The sequence below is a fragment of the Streptomyces sp. NPDC051051 genome, assembly GCF_040682975.1.
GTDB lineage: Bacteria > Actinomycetota > Actinomycetes > Streptomycetales > Streptomycetaceae > Streptomyces.
The window spans coordinates 172,349-191,520 of the sequence record NZ_JBFBCB010000005.1 but is presented as its reverse complement, the minus strand read 5'-3'; the positions used below and the strand labels follow the sequence as shown (position 1 = coordinate 191,520).

The following is a 19,172-nucleotide window of genomic DNA, read 5'->3' as shown; positions in this document are numbered from 1 at the left end:
GCAGGAATTCAAAGGTGTACGGCAGTCCTGCCACTGTCAGGGGTGTCGCACGCGCACGATGCTTACCCCCATGAACGCACTCACCGACATCCTCACGGTCCTGGCCCTCTTCCTCCTCCTCACGGGTCCGGCGCTCGCGGGCCTGGCCCACGAACGCCGGATCGACCGCCGACTGCGCGGGCCGCGGACTCAGAAGTCCTCGTCCAGGTCCACGGTGCCCTCCACCGCCACCTGGTACGCCGACGGACGGCGCTCGAAGAAGTTGGTCAGCTCCTGAACACCCTGCAACTCCATGAAGGAGAACGGGTTCTCCGAGCCGTACACCGGGGCGAAACCGAGGCGGCTGAGCCGCTGGTCGGCGACGCACTCGAGGTACTGGCGCATCGAGTCGGTGTTCATGCCCGGCAGTCCGTCCCCGCACAGGTCGCGGGCGAACTGCAGCTCGGCCTCGACGGCCTCCCGCAGCATGTCGGTGACCTGCTCCTGGAGCCGGTCGTCGAACAGCTCCGGCTCCTCCTTGCGGACGGTGTCGACGACCTCGAACGCGAAGGACATGTGCATGGTCTCGTCACGGAAGACCCAGTTGGTGCCGGTGGCGAGGCCGTGCAGCAGACCCCGGCTGCGGAACCAGTAGACGTAGGCGAAGGCGCCGTAGAAGAACAGGCCCTCGATGCAGGCGGCGAAGCAGATCAGGTTGAGCAGGAAGCGGCGGCGGTCGGACGCCGACTCCAGCCGGTCCAGCTTCTCCACCGAGTCCATCCAGCGGAAGCAGAACTCGGCCTTCTCCCGGATGGACGGGATGTTCTCGACCGCGTCGAAGGCGGCGGCGCGGTCCTCCGGATCGGGGAGGTAGGTGTCCAGCAGGGTCAGGTAGAACTGGACGTGCACGGCCTCCTCGAACAGCTGCCGGCTCAGGTAGAGCCGCGCCTCGGGGGAGTTGATGTGCTTGTACAGCGTCAGCACCAGGTTGTTCGCCACGATCGAGTCGCCCGTCGCGAAGAACGCGACCAGCCGCCCGATCAGGTGCTGCTCGGCGGGCGTCAGCTTCGCCAGGTCGGTGACGTCCGAGTGGAGGTCGACCTCCTCGACGGTCCAGGTGTTCTTGATGGCGTCCCGGTAGCGCTCGTAGAAGTCGGGGTAGCGCATCGGGCGCAGGGTCAGCTCGAAGCCCGGGTCGAGCAGGTTCTTGTTCTCCGGCATTACTGGCAGGCCTCACAGGACTCGGGGTTTTCGAGGGAGCAGGCGACGGCCTCTTCGGGGGCCGGCTGCTGCACGGGGATCGGGGCCTGCGCCTGTGCCGCGCGGGCGATGCGGGTCGCCGGGCGGGAGCGCAGGTAGTACGTCGTCTTCAGGCCCGACTTCCAGGCGTACGCGTACATCGAGGAGAGCTTGCCGATCGTCGGCGTCTCCAGGAACAGGTTCAGGGACTGCGCCTGGTCCAGGTACGGGGTGCGGGCGGCGGCCATGTCGATCAGGCCGCGCTGCGGGATCTCCCACGCCGTGCGGTACAGCGCCCGTACGTCCTCGGGGATCCAGGTGAAGGACTGCACCGAGCCGTTCGCCTCGCGCAGGGCCTCGCGGGTGCGGGCGTCCCAGACGCCCAGCTCCTTGAGTTCCCGCACCAGGTAGGAGTTGACCTGGAGGAACTCGCCGGACAGCGTCTCGCGCTTGAACAGGTTGGAGACCTGCGGCTCGATGCACTCGTAGACACCGGCGATGGACGCGATGGTGGCGGTCGGCGCGATGGCCAGGAGCAGCGAGTTGCGCATGCCGGTCGCCGCGACGCGCTCGCGCAGCGCCGCCCAGCGCTCCGGCCAGGCGAACTCGACACCGTAGTGGTCGGGGTGCAGCACGCCCCGGGCGGTACGGGTCTTCTCCCAGGCGGGCAGCGGGCCGTTGCGCTCGGCGAGGTCGGCGGAGGCCTCGTACGCGGCGAGCATGATCCGCTCGGCGATCCGGGTGGAGAGCGCCCTGGCCGCGGGCGAGTCGAAGGGCAGCCGCAGCTTGAAGAAGACGTCCTGGAGGCCCATCGCGCCCAGCCCGACCGGGCGCCAGCGGGCGTTGGAGCGGCCCGCCTGCTCGGTGGGGTAGAAGTTGATGTCGACGACCCGGTCGAGGAAGGTGACGGCGGTGCGGACGGTCTCGTCCAGCCGCTCCCAGTCGATGACCTCGGCGGCCCCGGGGGCCGTGTCGACGAACGCGCCGAGGTTCACCGAACCCAGGTTGCAGACCGCCGTCTCGCCGTCGTCGGTGACCTCCAGGATCTCCGTGCACAGGTTCGAGGAGTGGACCACGTGGCCCGGTTCGGCGGTCTGGTTGGCGGTGCGGTTGGCCGCGTCCTTGAAGGTCATCCAGCCGTTGCCGGTCTGGGCGAGGGTGCGCATCATGCGTCCGTACAGGTCGCGGGCCGCGATGGTCTTCCTCGCGAGGCCCGCGGCCTCGGCCGCGCGGTAGGCCGCGTCGAACTCGTCGCCCCACAGGTCGACCAGCTCGGGTACGTCGGCCGGGGAGAACAGCGACCACTGCCCGTCGGCGTCGACCCGCCGCATGAACTCGTCCGGCACCCAGTGCGCCAGGTTGAGGTTGTGCGTACGGCGCGCGTCCTCACCGGTGTTGTCGCGCAGTTCCAGGAACTCCTCGATGTCGGAGTGCCAGGTCTCCAGGTAGACCGCGGCCGCGCCCTTGCGCCGGCCGCCCTGGTTCACGGCGGCGACCGAGGCGTCCAGGGTCTTCAGGAACGGCACGATGCCGTTGGAGTGCCCGTTGGTGCCGCGGATGAGCGACCCGCGCGAGCGGATGCGGCTGTACGACAGCCCGATGCCGCCGGCGTGCTTGGAGAGGCGGGCGACCTGGTGGTAGCGGTCGTAGATGGAGTCCAGCTCGTCCAGGGGGGAGTCGAGGAGGTAGCAGGACGACATCTGCGGGTGCCGGGTGCCGGAGTTGAACAGGGTGGGGGAGGAGGGGAGGTAGTCCAGGCGGCTCATCAGCCCGTAGAGCGCGGCGACCTCGTCGACGGACCTCGCCGTGTCGTCTTCGGCCAGGCCGCTCGCCACCCGCAGCAGGAAGTGCTGGGGGGTCTCGACGACCTTGCGGGTCAGCGGGTGGCGCAGCAGGTAGCGGCTGTGCAGGGTGCGCAGGCCGAAGTAGCCGAAGCGGTCGTCGGCGTCCGTGTCGACCAGCGCGTCGAGCCGGGCGGCGTGCAGCCGCACGAACTCGGCGGTGCGGTCGGCGATCAGGCCCTCGCGGTGGCCGACGGCGACGGACGTGGTGAAGGAGGTGACGCCCTGGGAGGCGGCCTCGGCGCGGATGCCGATCGTCAGCAGCCGGGCGGCCAGCCGGGAGTAGGCGGGGTCCTCGGAGATCAGACCGGCGGCCGCCTCCGTGGCCAGTTCGCGCAGCTCCGCCTCGTCCGCCCGCGCGGACCGGCCCCGCAGCGCGGCGGCGGCGACCCGGCCGGGGTCGGTGTCGGGGAGGTCGGCGGTCAGCTCGGTCAGGGTCCGCAGCAGTGCGGCTCCGGGACCGTCGGTCTCCGGGGCTGCTGAAGCCGGTTCGGCTGGCGCGATGGTCACGTGGGGCTCTCCCTCGCTCGGCGGGGGCCTTGCGCAGGGCAGGGGGCGGCACACGAGCGCGGGGCGCGTCGCGTCCACCGGCCCATTCCGCGAGGCCCGGACGTCAGGGCACCCGAGCCGGACGGACCGGGTGCGCTGCCGGCAGGTGCTCGGACTGACCATGCGTGCGCATATGGGTATGCGCGCACGCACGTACACCGTTGCGGGACAGTTCCGGATTCGCACCGGATTCCCCTGCGGCGACAGCGAGCATGAGCATACATCTTGTGCCGGGCTGCCACGTGACCCCCAGATGTTGTGTCGGGCTGGCTTCGCAGCGTCAACTCCGAGGGGACAGGGCCCCGTCCTCGCGGCACGAGCGCGTACGACAGCGGGCCGCCGGGGCGACGTGCCCCGGGCGGCCCGCTGCGGGATGTGGAGGGAGTGGTGGGCGGGGACGCCCCGCGCTAGTGCCCCGCTCCCGCCCCCGCCGTCGCCGGCGGCAGCTCCACCTGGACGCCCGGGTCGCCGGCGTCCGCCGTGTAGTCCGACGGGGACGTCTCGTCGACGCCCTCCGGGGCCTTGAGCGCCTTCAGGACGAAGGTCAGCACCACCGTCACCACCACGTTCAGCACGAACGCCGTCAGGCCGATGTAGCCGATCTCGCCGATGCCGGGGATCTCCTTCGACGAGCCGCCGAAGTGCGCCTGCGTCGGAGAGGCGACGCCGTACGCCGCGAACGTGCCGTAGACCATGCCGACGGCCCAGCCGGCCAGCAGGGCCCAGCGGTGGAACCAGCGGGTGAACAGGCCGCCCACCAGGGCCGGGAAGGTCTGGAGGATCCAGATGCCGCCCAGCAGCTGGAAGTTGATGGCGACCGTCTTGTCCATGGTGAGGACGAAGACCAGCGCGCCCACCTTCACCAGCAGCGAGACCAGTTTGGAGACACGGGTCTCCTCCTTGGGCGTGGCGTCCGGCTTGATGAAGTCCTTGTAGATGTTGCGGGTGAAGAGGTTCGCGGCCGCGATGGACATGATGGCGGCCGGCACCAGCGCGCCGATGCCGATCGCCGCGAAGGCCACACCGGCGAACCACGCCGGGAACATGTCCTCGAAGAGCTGCGGGATCGCCAACTGGCCGTTGGTGACCTTCACTCCGGCGGCGATCGCCATGAAGCCCAGCAGGGCGAGCAGGCCGAGCATCAGGGAGTACAGCGGCAGGATCGTGGTGTTGCGGCGGATCACCTCACGGCTGCGCGAGGACAGCGTCGCGGTGATCGAGTGCGGGTACATGAACAGCGCCAGCGCGGACCCCAGCGCCAGCGTGGCGTACGTCCACTGGCCCGCCTCGGCCGGGGCGAGCGCACCGCGTGGCTTGCCGGTCGCCGGGTTGGTCTGCGCGAAGGCGTCGCCCGCCTTGGCGAAGATGTCGTCGAACCCGCCGAGCTTGATGGGGATGTAGATGATCGCCACCGCGATGACGATGTAGATCAGCGTGTCCTTCACGAACGCGATCAGCGCGGGCGCCCGCAGCCCCGACGAGTAGGTGTACGCCGCGAGCACGCCGAAGGCGATCAGCAGCGGCAGGTCCTTGACGAACCAGTTGGTGTTCTCGCCGCCGCCGACGCCCATCACGTCCAGCACGGCCTGGATGCCGACGAGCTGGAGCGCGATGTACGGCATGGTGGCCAGGATGCCGGTGACGGCCACGGCCAGGGACAGCCCCTTGGAGCCGAACCGGCCGCGCACGAAGTCCGAGGTCGTCACGTACCCGTGCCGGTGCGACACCGACCACAGGCGCGGCAGGAACGTGAAGATCAGCGGGTAGACGAGGATCGTGTACGGCACCGCGAAGAAGCCCGCCGCGCCGGCCGCGTAGATCGCCGCCGGGACCGCCACGAACGTGTAGGCCGTGTACAGGTCGCCGCCGAGCAGGAACCAGGTGACCCAGGTGCCGAACGACCGGCCGCCCAGGCCCCATTCGTCGAGGCTGTGCTCGTCGTCGGCCCTGCGCCAGCGCGCGGCCAGGAAGCCCATGACCGTGACGGCCAGGAAGAAGAAGATGAAGACGGCGAGTGCGACGCCGTTCACGCCGTCCTTCACTTCGCCGCACCCCCGCCCCGGTTCGCGCGGCCGCGCTGGTCGAGCTGCCACAGCTTGTAGGCGATCACCGTGAGCGCGGTGGAGAGCAGCACCCACAGCATCTGGTACCAGTAGAAGAAGGGGATGCCGATGAACGCGGGGTCGGTCTTCGCGTACGAACCGACCCACAGCATCGCCACGAAGGGCGCGAACAGGCACAGGCCGATGACGACGCGCAACGGCGTCACCACCGGCCCTGTGGTCACTTCTGGGGCTTCTGACATCGGGTGGCTCCGTCCCCTAGCAGATCACGTGCAACGCGCACGAAATGTAGGTGACGGATAAAGGGAAGCGGAAGACCTCGTCCGGATATCGGTCCCGTCGCTCCGACGGATGACCGGCAGGCCCCAGGGCCTTTCGTCGGGATCAGGCTGGATCAGGGCGCGGTGCCAGGGCCCGCGAGCCCGGCATGATCCCGACGAGAGGCCCTAGTCCACAGGCCGCTTGAGCCGTGCGACGAACTTGTACCGGTCCCCCCGGTACACCGACCGCACCCACTCCACCGGCCGGCCCTCCTTGTCCACGGAGTGGCGGGACAGCATCAGCATCGGCAGGCCGACGTCCGTGCCGAGCAGGCCCGCCTCGCGCGGGGTGGCCAGCGAGGTCTCGATGGTCTCCTCGGCCTCGGCCAGGTGGACGTCGTAGACCTCGGCGAGCGCGGTGTAGAGGGACGTGTACTTCACCAGCGACCTGCGCAGGGCCGGGAAGCGCTTGGCCGACAGGTGGGTGGTCTCGATGGCCATCGGCTCGCCGTTGGCCATGCGCAGCCGTTCGATGCGCAGTACGCGGCCGCCCGCGGTGATGTCGAGCAGCTCGGCGAGGCGGTCGTCGGCCGTGATGTAGCCGATCTCCAGCAGCTGCGAGGTGGGTTCGAGGCCCTGGGCGCGCATGTCCTCGGTGTACGAGGTGAGTTGGAGCGCCTGGGAGACCTTCGGCTTGGCGACGAAGGTGCCCTTGCCCTGGATGCGCTCCAGCCGGCCCTCGACGACCAGTTCCTGGAGCGCCTGGCGCACGGTGGTGCGCGAGGTGTCGAACTCGGCCGCCAGCGTGCGCTCGGGCGGCACCGGGGTGCCGGGCGACTGCGTCTCGGTCATGTCGAGGAGGTGCTTCTTCAGGCGGTAGTACTTGGGCACGCGCGCGGTACGGACGGTCGCCCCACCCTCGTTCTCCGCACTGCTGACGTCGGTGCTCATGGCCTGCCTTCCCGGCTCCGGGTGCCGAACCGGCCGACGCTGACGTCGGCCGCGGCTCACATCGTGGCACGGGTTCGTGGGCGGGGTGTCCAGTGCGGTGCCCCCGCGCGCTCCGTGATCTCCTCTGTATACCTCCGAGACCTTCCTTGGTCTAGTCCAGCACGCCCTCACGCCCCGCTGGTTCGCTCCGCCGGAGGGGGCCGATCGGCCGCCCCCGAATTGAAAAGTCCCTGCATATCGCGGTCCCGTAACGGACGACTCGACCCCGGTCGAACACCCTTGACAGCCCTATTGGTCTGAGCCAAGCTCCCGGTACTGGTCTACACCATTGGTCCAGGTCCTGGCCCCACGGACGGTACGCGTTGACGCTCGACCGCGGCGGGGAGGCAGGGGGGTTTGTGGCATCCCTGAGGAGGGTTGGCGTGAAGCGCAAGCTGATAGCCGCGATCGGTATCGCGGGCATGATGGTCTCCATCGCGGCGTGCGGGGACGACAAGGACAGCGGGGGCTCGGACAAGGGCGCCGACGCCAAGGAGCTGACGGTCTGGCTGACCGTCGACGCGCAGAACAACTGGCCCGACCTGGTGAAGGCCGCGGACGCGGCGGTGCAGAAGAAGCACCCCGGCGTCAAGATCACCCACGAGTACTACGGCTGGCCCGACAAGAACGCCAAGCTCGACGCGGTGCTCGCCACCGACAAGGCCCCCGACGTGGTCGAGATGGGCAACACCGAGATGCTCGGCTACATGGTCAAGGGCGCCTTCGCCCCCCTGGACGCCGCCGCGTTCGACAACTCCTCCGCCTGGCTGGACGGCCTCAAGGCCTCGGTGACGTACGAGGACAAGACCTACGGTGTGCCGTACTACGCGGGCGGCCGCGTCGGCAACTGGCGCAAGGACCTCTTCGCCGCCGCCGGCGTCAAGGCGGCCCCGAAGACCTACGCGGAGCTGACCGCCGCCCTGGACAAGGTCCAGAAGAAGGAGGGCGACAAGTTCAGCGCCTGGTACCAGCCCACCCGCGACTGGTACGCGGCCATGTCCTTCGTCTACGACGCCGGCGGCTCCATCGCGAAGGAGGAGGGCGGCCAGTGGAAGGGCAACCTCTCCTCGCCCGAGTCCGTCAAGGGCCTCACCGAGTTCAAGAACGTCGTCGACACGTACATGCACGGCGACAAGACCAAGGACGAGTCCGACCGCTACATCGTCTACGGCCAGGGCAAGTCCGGCATGATCTTCGGCGCCGCCTGGGAGGGCGGGACCGCCGAGGCCCCCGAGAACGACAAGAGCGGCAAGCTCAAGGGCAACCTCGAGAACTTCGTGATGCCCGGCCCGTCCGGCAAGAACCTCCCCGTCTTCCTGGGCGGTTCCGACCTCGCCGTCCCGGTCAAGTCGGACGCGCAGGAACTCGCCGCCGAGTGGATCAACGCGTTCACCGGTCCCGCCGGCCAGAAGGGCCTGATGGCCAAGGGCAACCTGCCCAACAACAAGACCGACCTCGCGACCCTGAAGAACGACCCCAAGACGGTCGTCCCGGCCACCGCGGCCGAGTCCAACTGGTTCGTCCCGATGGCGCCCGGCTGGGGCCAGGTCGAGAAGGCCCAGGTCCTCCAGACCATGCTGCAGAGCATCGGCACCGGCAAGAAGACCGTCGAGGAGGCCGCCAAGGAGGCGGACGCCGCGATCGACAAGGTCATCAACACCAAGTGACGACGGACGGGGCTCCGCCGCGGCGGGGCCCCGCCGTCCGTACGACCCGCGGGGCGTCCACCCCGCACGCCTGACGGGGCCCGGCCCCGTGGCCCCGCGGGGGCTTTGCCGCCGTCCGGCTCACGGGCCCCGCAGCCCGTCCGGCCCGCGGGGCCCTGCCCCGCCTTCGACCTGCGAGGGCTCCGCCGCCGTCCGGCCCGCGGGGCCCCGCCTCCCGTCCGACCCGCGGGGCCCCGGCCGCCGTACACCTGCGGGGGTTCGCCGCCGTACACCCACGGGGCCCGGCCTCCGTACGACCTGAGGGACCGCTGAGGAGCGCGCGATGAGTGCCGCAGACACGACCACCCCCGCCAAGGTGCCGCCACCGCGGCCCGCACCGCCGCCGCCGTCCGCGCCACGACGGCCCCGCGCCAAGGGGACCTCCGCCGGCGCCGGCACCCCCTGGCTGCTGCTCGCCCCCTGCCTGCTGGTCCTCCTGCTGGTGATGGGCTATCCGCTCGTCCGCCTGGTCACCCTCTCCTTCCAGAAGTTCGGGCAGTCCCAGCTGTGGGGTTTCCAGCCGGCCGAGTCGGTCGGGTTCGACAACTTCACCAAGGTGCTGGGAGACGGCGAGTTCTGGGCGGTCGTCGTGCGCACGATCGTCTTCGCGGCCGGCTGCGTCGTCTTCACGATGGTCGTCGGCATGCTGATCGCGCTGCTGCTCCAGCGGGTGTCCGGCTGGGTGAAGACGCTCATCAACATCGCACTGGTGGCCAGCTGGGGCATGCCGATCATCGTGGCCACCACGGTCTTCAAGTGGCTGTTCGACGCGGACTACGGCATCCTCAACGCGGTCCTGAGCAGGCTGCCCGGCGTCGACCTGATCGGCCACAACTGGTTCGCGAGCGGGCCGCAGGGCCTGGCCGTGATCATGCTGCTGGTGATCTGGGGAGCCGTCCCGTTCGTCGTGATCACCCTCAGCGCCGGTCTCACCCAGGTCCCCAAGGAGCTGGAGGAGGCCGCCCGCCTCGACGGCGCCGGCGCCTGGGGCGTCTTCCGGTACGTCACCCTGCCCATCCTCAAGCCGATCATCGTGATGCTCACGACCCTGTCGGTCATCTGGGACATGGGCGTCTTCCCACAGGTCTTCGTGATGCGCAACGGCCATCCCGAGGCCGAGTTCCAGCTGCTGACGACGTACTCCTACGACCGCGCCTTCGTCGTCAACGACTACGGCCAGGGCTCGGCGATCGCCCTGATCACCGTGCTCCTGCTGCTCGGCGTGGTCGCCGTGTACATGCGCCAGATGCTGAAGATCGGAGAGGTCGAATGAGCGCCATCGCCACGGCGAAGAGCGGCTCCGCCGAAGGCTCCGGCGGCCCGGGCCGCCGCCGGTCCAAGCTCGGCTGGAACCTCGTCGGCCTCCTGGTCTTCGTCGTCGCCGGCTTCCCCGTCTACTGGATGCTCAACACCGCGTTCAAGCCGGCGAAGGACGCCATCGACCCGGACCCGAGCCTGCTGCCCACCTCGCTGACCCTCTCCAACTTCGGCCGGGCGATGGACATCGCCGACTTCTGGGGTCCGGTCGCCCGCAGCCTCGTCGTCTCGCTCGCGGTCGTCGCGATCGGCGTCGTCGTCGGCATGCTGGCCGCCCTCGCCATCTCCCGGTTCGCCTTCCGCGGCCGCAAGATCGTGATCGTCGGCATCCTCGCGGTCCAGATGGTCCCGCTGGTCGCCATGATCATCCCGGTCTTCCTGCTCCTGAACGACCTGGGCCAGTACGACCGGCTGACCGGCCTGATCATCACCTACCTGACCTTCATCCTGCCCTTCACCGTGTGGACCCTGCGCGGCTTCATCGTCAACATCCCGAAGGAGCTGGAGGAGGCCGCGATGGTCGACGGCTGCTCCCGCACCGGCGCCTTCGTCCGCGTCGTCTTCCCGCTGCTCGCCCCCGGCATGGTCGCCACCTCGGTCTACGGCTTCATCCAGGCGTGGAACGAGTACCTCTACGCCCTGATGCTGCTCAGCCAGAAGAACCAGACCGCCACCGTCTGGCTGAGCAACTTCTCCACCAAGCACGGCACCGAGTACGCCCCGATGATGGCCGGCGCCACCATGATGGCCGTGCCGATCGTCGTGCTGTTCCTCCTCGTCCAGCGCAAGATGGCCGCGGGTCTCACCGCGGGCGCCGTGAAGGGATAACGCCCCCGATGACGACATTCGCCAGCGGCACCGACACGCTGACGCGCGACGCCCTGACGGTCCTCCAGCCCGGCTTCGCGGGCACCAGCGCCCCCGACTGGCTGCTGCGCCGGCTCGGCGAGGGCCTGGCCGCGGTCGGCCTGTTCGGCCGCAACATCGCCTCTCCCGAACAACTCGCCGCGCTGACCTCACAGTTGCGCGCCGAACGCGACGACGTGCTCGTCGCGATCGACGAGGAGGGCGGCGACGTCACCCGCCTCGAGGTGCGGACCGGCTCCAGCTTCCCCGGCAACCACGCCCTGGGCGCGGTGGACGACGTGGACCTGACCGGGCAGGTCGCCTTCGAGCTGGGCCGCCGCCTCGCGGCCTGCGGGGTCGACCTCAACTGGGCCCCCTCGGCCGACGTGAACTCCAACCCGGACAACCCGGTGATCGGCGTACGGTCCTTCGGCGCCGACCCCGGCCTGGTCGCCCGGCACACCGCGGCCTACGTCACCGGCCTGCAGGCGGCCGGCGTCGCCGCCTGCACCAAGCACTTCCCCGGCCACGGGGACACGGCCGTCGACTCGCACCTCGCCCTGCCCCGCATCGACGTGGACCCGGCCGTGCTGGCCGAGCGCGAACTGGCCCCGTTCCGCGCCGCCATCGCGGCCGGCAGCCGGGCCGTGATGAGCGCGCACATCCTGGTCCCGGCCCTGGACCCGGACCACCCGGCGACCCTGTCCCGCCGCATCCTGACGGACCTGCTGCGCGGCGAACTCGGCTATGACGGCCTGATCGTCACCGACGGCATGGAGATGCGGGCGATCGCCGGCACCTACGGCATCGAGCGCGGCAGCGTCCTGGCCGTCGCGGCCGGCGCCGACGCCATCTGCGTGGGCGGCGGCCTCGCCGACGACGAGACGGTACGACGCCTGCGCGACGCCCTCGTCGCCGCGGTCCGCACGGGCGACCTCCCGGAGGAACGCCTCGCCGACGCGGCGGAACGGGTCCGCGCCCTGGCCCGCTGGACCGCCTCCGCCGCGGCCTCCCCGTCCGCCGACCGGGCCGCCGCGCACACCGACATCGGTCTCGTCGCCGCCCGCCGCGCCCTGCGCCGCACCGCCGCCGGCCCCTTCACCCCGCTCACCGACGCCCCGTACGTGGCCGCCCTCACCCCGGTCGCCAACATCGCCGTCGGCGACGAGACGCCCTGGGGCGTGGCCGCGGAGCTCTCCCGGCTCCTGCCCGGCACCGAGACGGGCGGCTTCGCCGGCGAGGACGCGGGACACGCGGCACTGATCGCGGCCGGGGAGCGGCGGATCGTGGCCGTGGTCCGCGACGAGCACCGCCACCCCTGGATGACGGCGGCCCTGGACACCCTCCTCGCCGCCCGCCCCGACACGATCGTCGTCGAGATGGGCGTCCCCCAGTCCCCGGCCCGCGGCGCCCTCCACCTCGCCACCCACGGCGCGGCCCGGGTCTGCGGGCGGGCGGCGGCGGAGGTCATCGCGGGCAGGTGACGGCCCCTGCGACAGAACGGGCGCCGGATCCCTTTCGGGGGATCCGGCGCCCGTGGCGTCGTGCGGGGCGCTGCGGGGACCGGGCTTCAGATTCCCTGCCATCCGGGCTTGTGGGCGTAGGTGTGGCGGAAGTAGTCCGCGAGCTTCAGCTTGGACGCGGCACCCTCGTCGACGACGACGGTCGCGTGCGGGTGCAGCTGGAGCGCCGAGGCGGGACAGACGGCCGCCACCGGCCCCTCGACGGTCGCGGCGACGGCGTCCGCCTTGCCCTCGCCCGTGGCGAGCAGCACCAGGTGCCGTGCCTCCAGGATGGTCCCGATGCCCTGCGTGATGACGTGGTGCGGGACCTGTTCGACGTCCCCGTCGAAGAACCGCGCGTTGTCGACCCGGGTCTGCTCGGTGAGCGTCTTGATCCGCGTCCGGGAGGCCAGCGAGGAACAGGGCTCGTTGAACCCGATGTGCCCGTCGGTCCCGATCCCGAGCAGCTGGAGGTCGACCCCGCCGGCCGCGGCCAGCCCCCGGTCGTAGGCCTCGCACGCGGCCTGTACGTCCTCGGCGGTGCCGTCCGGTCCCAGGAAGGCCTCCATGCCGATGCCGAGCGGCTCCAGCACCTCCCGGCGCAGCACCGAGCGGTAGGACTCGGGGTGTTCGGCGGGCAGGCCGACATATTCGTCGAGCTGGGCGATGCGCGCCCGCGAGGTGTCGACGGCGCCGGACCGCACCCGGGCCGTCAATGCCTGGTAGACGGGCAGCGGGGTGGAACCGGTGGCCACTCCCAGCAGGGCGTCGGGCTTGCGCCGCAGCAGCTGTGCGATGGCCTCGGCGACGAGTTCGCCGCCCGACCTGGCGTCCGCAACGATGACAACTTCCACGCTGGCCTGCCGTTCTGGAGAGGGGCTCGACGGGGGCCCGGAAGGGCCTATGTGGTTTAGACCAATCTAACAGAATCGGGTATCTCCGCCCAGGCGGCAGCGGAGCCGGAGGCGGCGGGAGGGGCGGCGCGGGGACGGTGGGAGGGGCCGGGAGGGCGGTGGAGTTCGGTCGCGCCCCGGACGGTCCGGAAACCGCCCCGTCATCCGGCTCCGCAGGGGGGCCCGCACAGGCTAGGCTGCGTCATGGATGCTAGGGCGTCCGAATATCCGCCCCGGCTGACGAACGCGCAGGCTCCCGCACATGGACAGTCGAAGTGGTCTAGTCCACAATGGTGGGGTCGCACAGCAGACCTCCGCCTTCCCCGCACAGGAAGGCGGACCGAGGACCCGGAGCTCTCTGCCCTGACTGCCCCGGATCCTCACCCTCGGCCGACGGGACCGCACACCCCGCGGCCGGTATTGCTCCGGGCTGCGGTGCCGGGAGGGCTGAGGGTCCCTCTCAGGCGCCGCGGCCCGCGGGTGTCTCCGGGCGCGCGTGCCGCCGGCTTTTTTAGGCCCCGCACATACCCCCAGGTACGCTCGCAGACGTGCCCTCCATGAACGAACTCGTACGCCAGCACACCGCACTCGGCGACTCCGACCTCGAGTGGCTGCACCTGCTGGTCTCGGAGTGGCAGCTGCTCTCCGACCTGTCCTTCGCCGACCTGGTCCTGTGGGTCCCCACGCGCGACGGCACCCGCTACGTCTCCGTCGCCCAGATGCGCCCCAACACCGGACCCACCTCCTACCAGGACGACATGGTCGGCCACCTCGTTCCGCGCGGCCGCCGCCCCCTGCTGGACGCCGCCCTCGACGAGGGCCGGATCGTGCGCGAGGGCGACCCGGAGTGGCGCGAGGAGGTCCCCGTCCGGGTCGAGTCCATCCCCGTGCGGCGCGAGGGCAGGGTGCTCGGCGTGATCGCCCGCAACACCAACCTGCTCACCGTGCGCACCCCGAGCCGCCTGGAGCTGACCTACCTCCAGAGCGCCTCCGACCTGGCGCAGATGATCGCGGCCGGTTCCTTCCCGTTCCCCGACCAGCAGATGGACATGGACGCGGCCCCGCGCGTCGGCGACGGCCTGATCCGCCTCGACGCCGACGGGGTCGTCCAGTACGCCTCCCCGAACGCCCTCTCCGCCTACCACCGGATGGGCCTCGCCTCCGACCTGGTCGGCCACAACCTCGGCCTGACCACCGCGGAACTCGCCCCCACCCGGGGCCCGGTGGACGAGGCGCTCGCCAAGGTCGCCAGCGGCTGGGCGCCGCGCGAGTTCGAGGTCGAGGCGCACGACGGCGTCATCCAGTTCCGGGCCATCCCGCTCAAGCCCAAGGGCACCCGCATCGGTTCGCTCGTCCTGCTCCGGGACGTCACCGAACTGCGCCGCCGCGAGCGTGAGTTGATCACCAAGGACGCGACCATCCGGGAGATCCACCACCGGGTGAAGAACAACCTCCAGACCGTGGCCGCCCTGCTCCGGCTCCAGGCCCGCCGGATCGAGTCCGAGCGGGGCAGGGAGGCCCTGGAGGAGGCGGTCCGGCGCGTCGGCTCGATCGCCATCGTCCACGAGACGCTGTCTCAGAACCTGGACGAGCGCGTGGAGTTCGACGAGATCGCCGACCGCGTCCTGGCGATGGTCGCGGAGATCTCGCCGGGCAAGGTGACCGGCCGGCGCACCGGACGCTTCGGCATCCTCGACGCGGAGGTCGCCACCCCGCTGTCCATGGTGCTCACCGAGATCCTCCAGAACGCGCTGGAGCACGGCTTCCGCGAGGGCGACACCGGCACGGTCGAGGTCTCGGCGGTCCGCGGCGGCACCACGAAGGAGGGCCGCCTGCTGGTCACGGTCCAGGACGACGGTGTCGGCCTTCCCGAAGGATTCGACCCGCACACCTCGGGCAACCTCGGCCTCCAGATCGTACGGACGCTGGTGGAGGGGGAGTTGGGGGGATCCTTCGACATGGTTCCGGCGCCGGAGCGCGGTACGCAGGTGATCCTGGACATTCCGGTGCGGGCGCAGAAGTGACTCCCGGCCGGGCACAGCAAGAAGCCCCGGACCATTCAGGGGTCCGGGGCTCGAATGCTCGTTGCCAGCGGGTGCTGCGCATCGGGGGTACTGCGCGCTGCGGCTCGGGGGCGGGAGATGCGTACACGCTGTACGCGCCGCCAAGCTCAGGCTTGCGGGGCGGGTGTCGTCAGGCGGAGGCCTGACGGGCCCGGTTGCGGGCGGCGCGGCGCTTCATCGCGCGACGCTCGTCCTCGCTGAGGCCACCCCAGACGCCGGAGTCCTGACCGGACTCGAGCGCCCACTGCAGACACTGATCCATAACGGGGCAGCGACGGCAGACGGCCTTGGCTTCCTCGATCTGCAGCAGCGCAGGACCGGTGTTGCCGATGGGGAAGAAGAGCTCGGGGTCTTCCTCGCGGCAAACGGCGTTGTGACGCCAGTCCATGGCTGCTACCTCTCCTTGGTATTACATGCACGTTGCTTGTGAATGTGAACGCTTTCACGAATCCCTCAACAAGTGAAGGGCCATCAGCCAGGTTCCCTGGCGCGGTCCTGTGGATTGAAGAGGGGTTCCGGTGATCAGTGGAGGCCGGTCCTGCGGGCCGTCCCGATCGCCACGTAGAGACTCGCAAACCTCAGCGGCGGATACAACCCCTTCCGGAAAGTTTTTTTTGATTCCTCGGTGTCGACTAGGTCACAGCCGTACTTCCATGGGGTGGACCCTGGTCTAAACGTTCGAGTGAAAGGACTTCAGCCCTTTCTGCTCACACAATCACACGCAGTGCACGGCGTACGCCTGTGAACGTCACGCTGGTACGCAGCCCCAGGTGGTCACCGTCCATCTGGAGGGGTAGCGGGACCTTCGAATGCAAGGTGAACTGGTCCAGATCGTGCAAGGGCACGGCATGCTTGCCATGGGGTCCCCGCTCGGGGGACGAAGTGAGCAACTGGGTCCCATACCGGACAACCGAAGCCGTGGACAGACGGCTGAGACCGAGTACGTCGAGCCCGGTATCGAACGAGGCTTTAGGTGAGGCGTACACCGGGCGATTGCCCAGATAGGTCCACGGAGCCGTGTTGCACACGATGGACAGCACCAAATCGGTCACCGGGTCCGCGCCCGGCCGCTCCAGCGTGATCGAACCGTGCCGGCGCTGCGGCTCGCCGAGGAGCTGGCGCACGGCCTGGCGGACGTAGAGCGCGTGGGTGGATCTCCGGCCGCGCTCACGCTGCTGTTCGACCCGGCCGACGACCCCGGCGTCGAAACCGAGACCGGCGTTGAAGGTGAACCAGCGCGCCGGCACCGCCTCGTCCTCCGTGCCCGGCGTACCGGAGGCGAGTCCCAGTCCGACCGTGCGCTCCCTGCCCTCGCGCAGGGCGTCCAGCAGGGCGCCGGTCGCCTCGACGGGATCGTTGGGCAGGCCGAGGGCGCGGGCGAAGACATTGGTGGAGCCGCCGGGGACCACGGCGATGCCGGGCAGGTTCTCGGGGTCGGGGCCGGCGTGCAGCAGCCCGTTGACCACCTCGTTGATGGTGCCGTCGCCACCGAGGGCGACGACCATGTCTATGTCGTCGCTCTGCGCGGCCTGCCGCCCCAGGTCCCGTGCGTGCCCGCGGTACTCGGTGGTGACCGCCTCCAGCTTCATCTCGCTGGCGAGCGCGTGGATGAGGACGTCGCGCGTCCGTGCACTGGTGGTGGTTGCCGCCGGATTGACCACGAGAAGTGCACGCATGGAGGGCAGCGTACCTACTGGGTGGTACCGAGGCACAAGGCCGAACGGGGATCGGCCCGCGCCCACGGCGTGAGCCGTGACACGAGGGGATGCGCGGGGCCGGAGGGGGACAGGGGCGGGCCGGGGAACGGCGGCTACCCTTCTGGGGTGAGCAGCGAGCAGAACCCCGCCACCCCGAAAGTCCCGAAGGGCACGGAGAACGCCGGGAACGCGGAAGGCACGGAACCCGCGGGCCCCCGCCCGCGCCGTCTGACGTACGCCGCCGCGCTCGTCGCCCTGGAAGGGCTGGCGCTGGTCGTCGGCGGGCTCTGGATCCTCGTCCTCGGCATCACCGGTGACCCCGACGACCGGCAGCAGGCCGTCACCGGCGGGGTGACGCTGGTGGTCCTCGCCCTGCTGCCCCTGCTCGCCGCCCGCGGGCTGCTGGGCTGCCGGAGCTGGAGCCGCGGGCCGGCCGTCATCACCCAGATCATGGCGCTGCCCGTCGCCTACAACCTGCTCCAGGCCGACAGCATGGCGATCCCGGCGGGCATCGCGCTGGCCGCCGCCGCCGTCGCCGCGCTGGTCCTGATCGTCAACGGCGAGACGACCCGGGCCCTCGGCATCCGGGGGCCCGGCAACGCCGGCGGCGGAGAGAAGAAGTAGCGGCCGCGACGGACGCCTGCCGCGGCAGGGTCACTCCTCGACGAGCAGCTTCTCCCGCAGCTGGGCCAGCGTGCGCGCCAGCAGGCGGGAGACGTGCATCTGGGAGATGCCGACCTCCTGCGCGATCTGCGACTGCGTCATGTTGCCGAAGAAACGCAGCAGCAGGATCCGCTTCTCGCGCGGCGGCAGATCCTCCAGGAGCGGCTTGAGGGACTCGCGGTACTCGACGCCCTCCAGCGCCTCGTCCTCGGCGCCGAGGGTGTCGGCGACCGCCGGGGACTCGTCGTCGGTGTCGGGGACGTCGAGCGACAGGGTGGAGTAGGCGTTGGCCGACTCCAGGCCCTCCAGGACCTCCTCCTCCGAGATCGCCAGCTTCTCGGCCAGCTCGTGCACGGTCGGCGAGCGGCCGTGCAGCTGGGACAGCTCCGCCGTGGCCGTCGTCAGCGACAGCCGCAGCTCCTGCAGCCGGCGCGGCACCCGCACCGCCCAGCCCTTGTCACGGAAGTGCCGCTTGATCTCGCCGACGACCGTCGGCGTCGCGTACGTCGAGAACTCCACGCCGCGGTCCGGGTCGAAGCGGTCGACCGACTTGATCAGGCCGATGGTGGCGACCTGGGTCAGGTCGTCCAGCGGCTCCCCGCGGTTGCGGAAGCGGCGCGCGAGGTGCTCGACGAGCGGCAGGTGCATGCGGACCAGCTGGTTGCGCAGCTCCGCGTACTCCGGGCTGCCCTCCTTCAGTCCGCGCAGCTCGACGAACTTCGCCCGTGCCCCGCTGCGGTCCTGGGGCTCGCGTGCCGGGGGCACCGGCTGCTGGGGCGCGAGCCGGTGCGGCGCGGGCTGCTGAGGCTCGTGCCGCGTGCCCGGCACGCCGCCGTGTTCGTGGTCTCGCTCGTGCTCGCTCATCGTCCCGCCCGTCGCCCTCTGTCGAGCCTCTTCCTCGGCCCGGCCTGGGGTGCCCCCGATCCGCCTCTCCCGAGGCGGCTCCTGCTCGGCACTTTCCGGGAAGCCGGTCCCCGCGGAGGCCGGCTCGTCCTCCGGATGCGGCCGGGCCTGCTCGGGAATGCCGTCGATGCCGTCCGCCATGCGTCGGGAACCGCCCGCCGGGACCGCCGTCCCGGCGCTCTCGGCCGGCAGCTCCCATGTGCCGCGCTCTTCGTCCCGCACCGGCCCGTCCCCGTTCGTCACGCCGGCCCGGGTCCCGCGCCGCGCTGTTTGTAGAGGCTGATCGAAACGGTTTTGTCCTCGTCCACGGCGGAGGACACCTTGCCCGCGAGGGCGGACAGCACGGTCCACGCGAACGTGTCGCGCGCGGGGGCGTGCCCGTCGGTGGTCGGCGCCGAGACGGTGACCTCCAGCGAGTCGTCGATCAGGCGGAAGACACAACTGAGCACCGAACCGGGCACGGCCTGCTGGAGCAGGATCGCGCAGGCCTCGTCCACCGCGATGCGCAGGTCCTCGATCTCGTCCAGGGTGAAGTCCAAACGGGCCGCGAGGCCGGCCGTGGCCGTCCGCAGCACCGACAGGTAGGCACCCGCAGCCGGCAGCCGGACTTCCACGAAGTCCTGGGTCGCGGGCTCGCCTGCGATCTGGGACACCCTCACCT

General features: G+C 70.7%; 16 protein-coding genes and 1 riboswitch. Of the genes, 6 read left to right on the top strand and 10 right to left on the bottom strand.

Annotated elements, in window-relative coordinates:
* Positions 1–189 precede the first annotated feature (189 nt).
* The 5 genes from AB0N31_RS06235 to AB0N31_RS06215 form a co-directional block, all read right to left on the bottom strand.
* A complete protein-coding gene (locus AB0N31_RS06235) occupies positions 190–1,200 on the bottom strand; it encodes a ribonucleotide-diphosphate reductase subunit beta (protein WP_363091029.1) in 1,011 nt (336 codons plus the stop codon).
* Entirely contained in the window at positions 1,200–3,569 is a 2,370-nt protein-coding gene (locus AB0N31_RS06230) for a ribonucleoside-diphosphate reductase subunit alpha (RefSeq protein WP_366057179.1), read from the bottom strand. Before AB0N31_RS06230 ends, AB0N31_RS06235 begins: the two co-directional genes overlap by 1 nt.
* A gap of 122 nt (positions 3,570–3,691) precedes the next feature.
* A riboswitch (cobalamin riboswitch) is annotated at positions 3,692–3,835 on the bottom strand.
* Positions 3,836–4,015: 180 nt separating this feature from the next.
* A complete protein-coding gene (gene mctP, locus AB0N31_RS06225) occupies positions 4,016–5,650 on the bottom strand; it encodes a monocarboxylate uptake permease MctP (RefSeq protein ID WP_366057178.1) in 1,635 nt (544 codons plus the stop codon).
* On the bottom strand, positions 5,647–5,913 hold the full coding sequence (locus tag AB0N31_RS06220; protein WP_366057177.1) for a DUF3311 domain-containing protein: 267 nt from the start codon (positions 5,911–5,913) through the stop codon (positions 5,647–5,649). Before AB0N31_RS06220 ends, mctP begins: the two co-directional genes overlap by 4 nt.
* Before the next feature lie 204 nt (positions 5,914–6,117).
* Complete coding sequence (locus AB0N31_RS06215) at positions 6,118–6,882, bottom strand: GntR family transcriptional regulator (protein ID WP_366057176.1); 765 nt, start codon at positions 6,880–6,882, stop codon at positions 6,118–6,120.
* 422 nt (positions 6,883–7,304) lie between these two features.
* Here AB0N31_RS06215 and AB0N31_RS06210 point away from each other — a divergent pair, with 422 nt between their 5' ends.
* The 4 genes from AB0N31_RS06210 (at position 7,305) to AB0N31_RS06195 (ending at position 12,274) form a co-directional block, all read left to right on the top strand.
* Positions 7,305–8,588: an extracellular solute-binding protein gene (locus AB0N31_RS06210; RefSeq protein ID WP_366057175.1), complete on the top strand. Its 1,284-nt coding sequence runs from the start codon at positions 7,305–7,307 to the stop codon at positions 8,586–8,588.
* 322 nt (positions 8,589–8,910) lie between these two features.
* The gene (locus AB0N31_RS06205; protein ID WP_366057174.1) at positions 8,911–9,900 is read left to right on the top strand and encodes a sugar ABC transporter permease; all 990 of its coding nucleotides are present in this window, start codon (positions 8,911–8,913) and stop codon (positions 9,898–9,900) included.
* A complete protein-coding gene (locus tag AB0N31_RS06200; protein ID WP_366057173.1) occupies positions 9,897–10,772 on the top strand; it encodes a carbohydrate ABC transporter permease in 876 nt (291 codons plus the stop codon). Before AB0N31_RS06205 ends, AB0N31_RS06200 begins: the two co-directional genes overlap by 4 nt.
* Before the next feature lie 8 nt (positions 10,773–10,780).
* A complete protein-coding gene (locus tag AB0N31_RS06195) occupies positions 10,781–12,274 on the top strand; it encodes a glycoside hydrolase family 3 protein (RefSeq protein ID WP_366057172.1) in 1,494 nt (497 codons plus the stop codon).
* Between the two features lie 86 nt (positions 12,275–12,360).
* Here the strand turns inward: AB0N31_RS06195 and nagB are convergent, their stop codons facing one another.
* On the bottom strand, positions 12,361–13,146 hold the full coding sequence (nagB, locus tag AB0N31_RS06190; protein WP_366057171.1) for a glucosamine-6-phosphate deaminase: 786 nt from the start codon (positions 13,144–13,146) through the stop codon (positions 12,361–12,363).
* A 596-nt stretch (positions 13,147–13,742) separates the two neighbouring features.
* Between nagB and AB0N31_RS06185 the strand changes: the two genes are divergently transcribed.
* Positions 13,743–15,209: a PAS domain-containing sensor histidine kinase gene (locus tag AB0N31_RS06185; protein ID WP_366057230.1), complete on the top strand. Its 1,467-nt coding sequence runs from the start codon at positions 13,743–13,745 to the stop codon at positions 15,207–15,209.
* A gap of 169 nt (positions 15,210–15,378) precedes the next feature.
* Here the strand turns inward: AB0N31_RS06185 and AB0N31_RS06180 are convergent, their stop codons facing one another.
* Both AB0N31_RS06180 and AB0N31_RS06175 read right to left on the bottom strand, forming a co-directional pair.
* Entirely contained in the window at positions 15,379–15,636 is a 258-nt protein-coding gene (locus tag AB0N31_RS06180) for a WhiB family transcriptional regulator (RefSeq protein ID WP_006142322.1), read from the bottom strand.
* 319 nt (positions 15,637–15,955) lie between these two features.
* Positions 15,956–16,924 (bottom strand): diacylglycerol kinase family protein, encoded by a 969-nt coding sequence (locus tag AB0N31_RS06175; RefSeq protein WP_366057170.1) that lies wholly within the window; start codon positions 16,922–16,924, stop codon positions 15,956–15,958.
* Between the two features lie 249 nt (positions 16,925–17,173).
* Between AB0N31_RS06175 and AB0N31_RS06170 the strand changes: the two genes are divergently transcribed.
* A complete protein-coding gene (locus tag AB0N31_RS06170; protein ID WP_366057229.1) occupies positions 17,174–17,569 on the top strand; it encodes a hypothetical protein in 396 nt (131 codons plus the stop codon).
* Between the two features lie 30 nt (positions 17,570–17,599).
* On the opposite strand, the gene AB0N31_RS06165 is transcribed toward AB0N31_RS06170, so the two are convergent.
* Both AB0N31_RS06165 and AB0N31_RS06160 read right to left on the bottom strand, forming a co-directional pair.
* Complete coding sequence (locus AB0N31_RS06165; RefSeq protein ID WP_366057169.1) at positions 17,600–18,754, bottom strand: SigB/SigF/SigG family RNA polymerase sigma factor; 1,155 nt, start codon at positions 18,752–18,754, stop codon at positions 17,600–17,602.
* Positions 18,751–19,164 (bottom strand): anti-sigma regulatory factor, encoded by a 414-nt coding sequence (locus AB0N31_RS06160; protein WP_366057168.1) that lies wholly within the window; start codon positions 19,162–19,164, stop codon positions 18,751–18,753. Before AB0N31_RS06160 ends, AB0N31_RS06165 begins: the two co-directional genes overlap by 4 nt.
* Positions 19,165–19,172 lie beyond the last annotated feature (8 nt).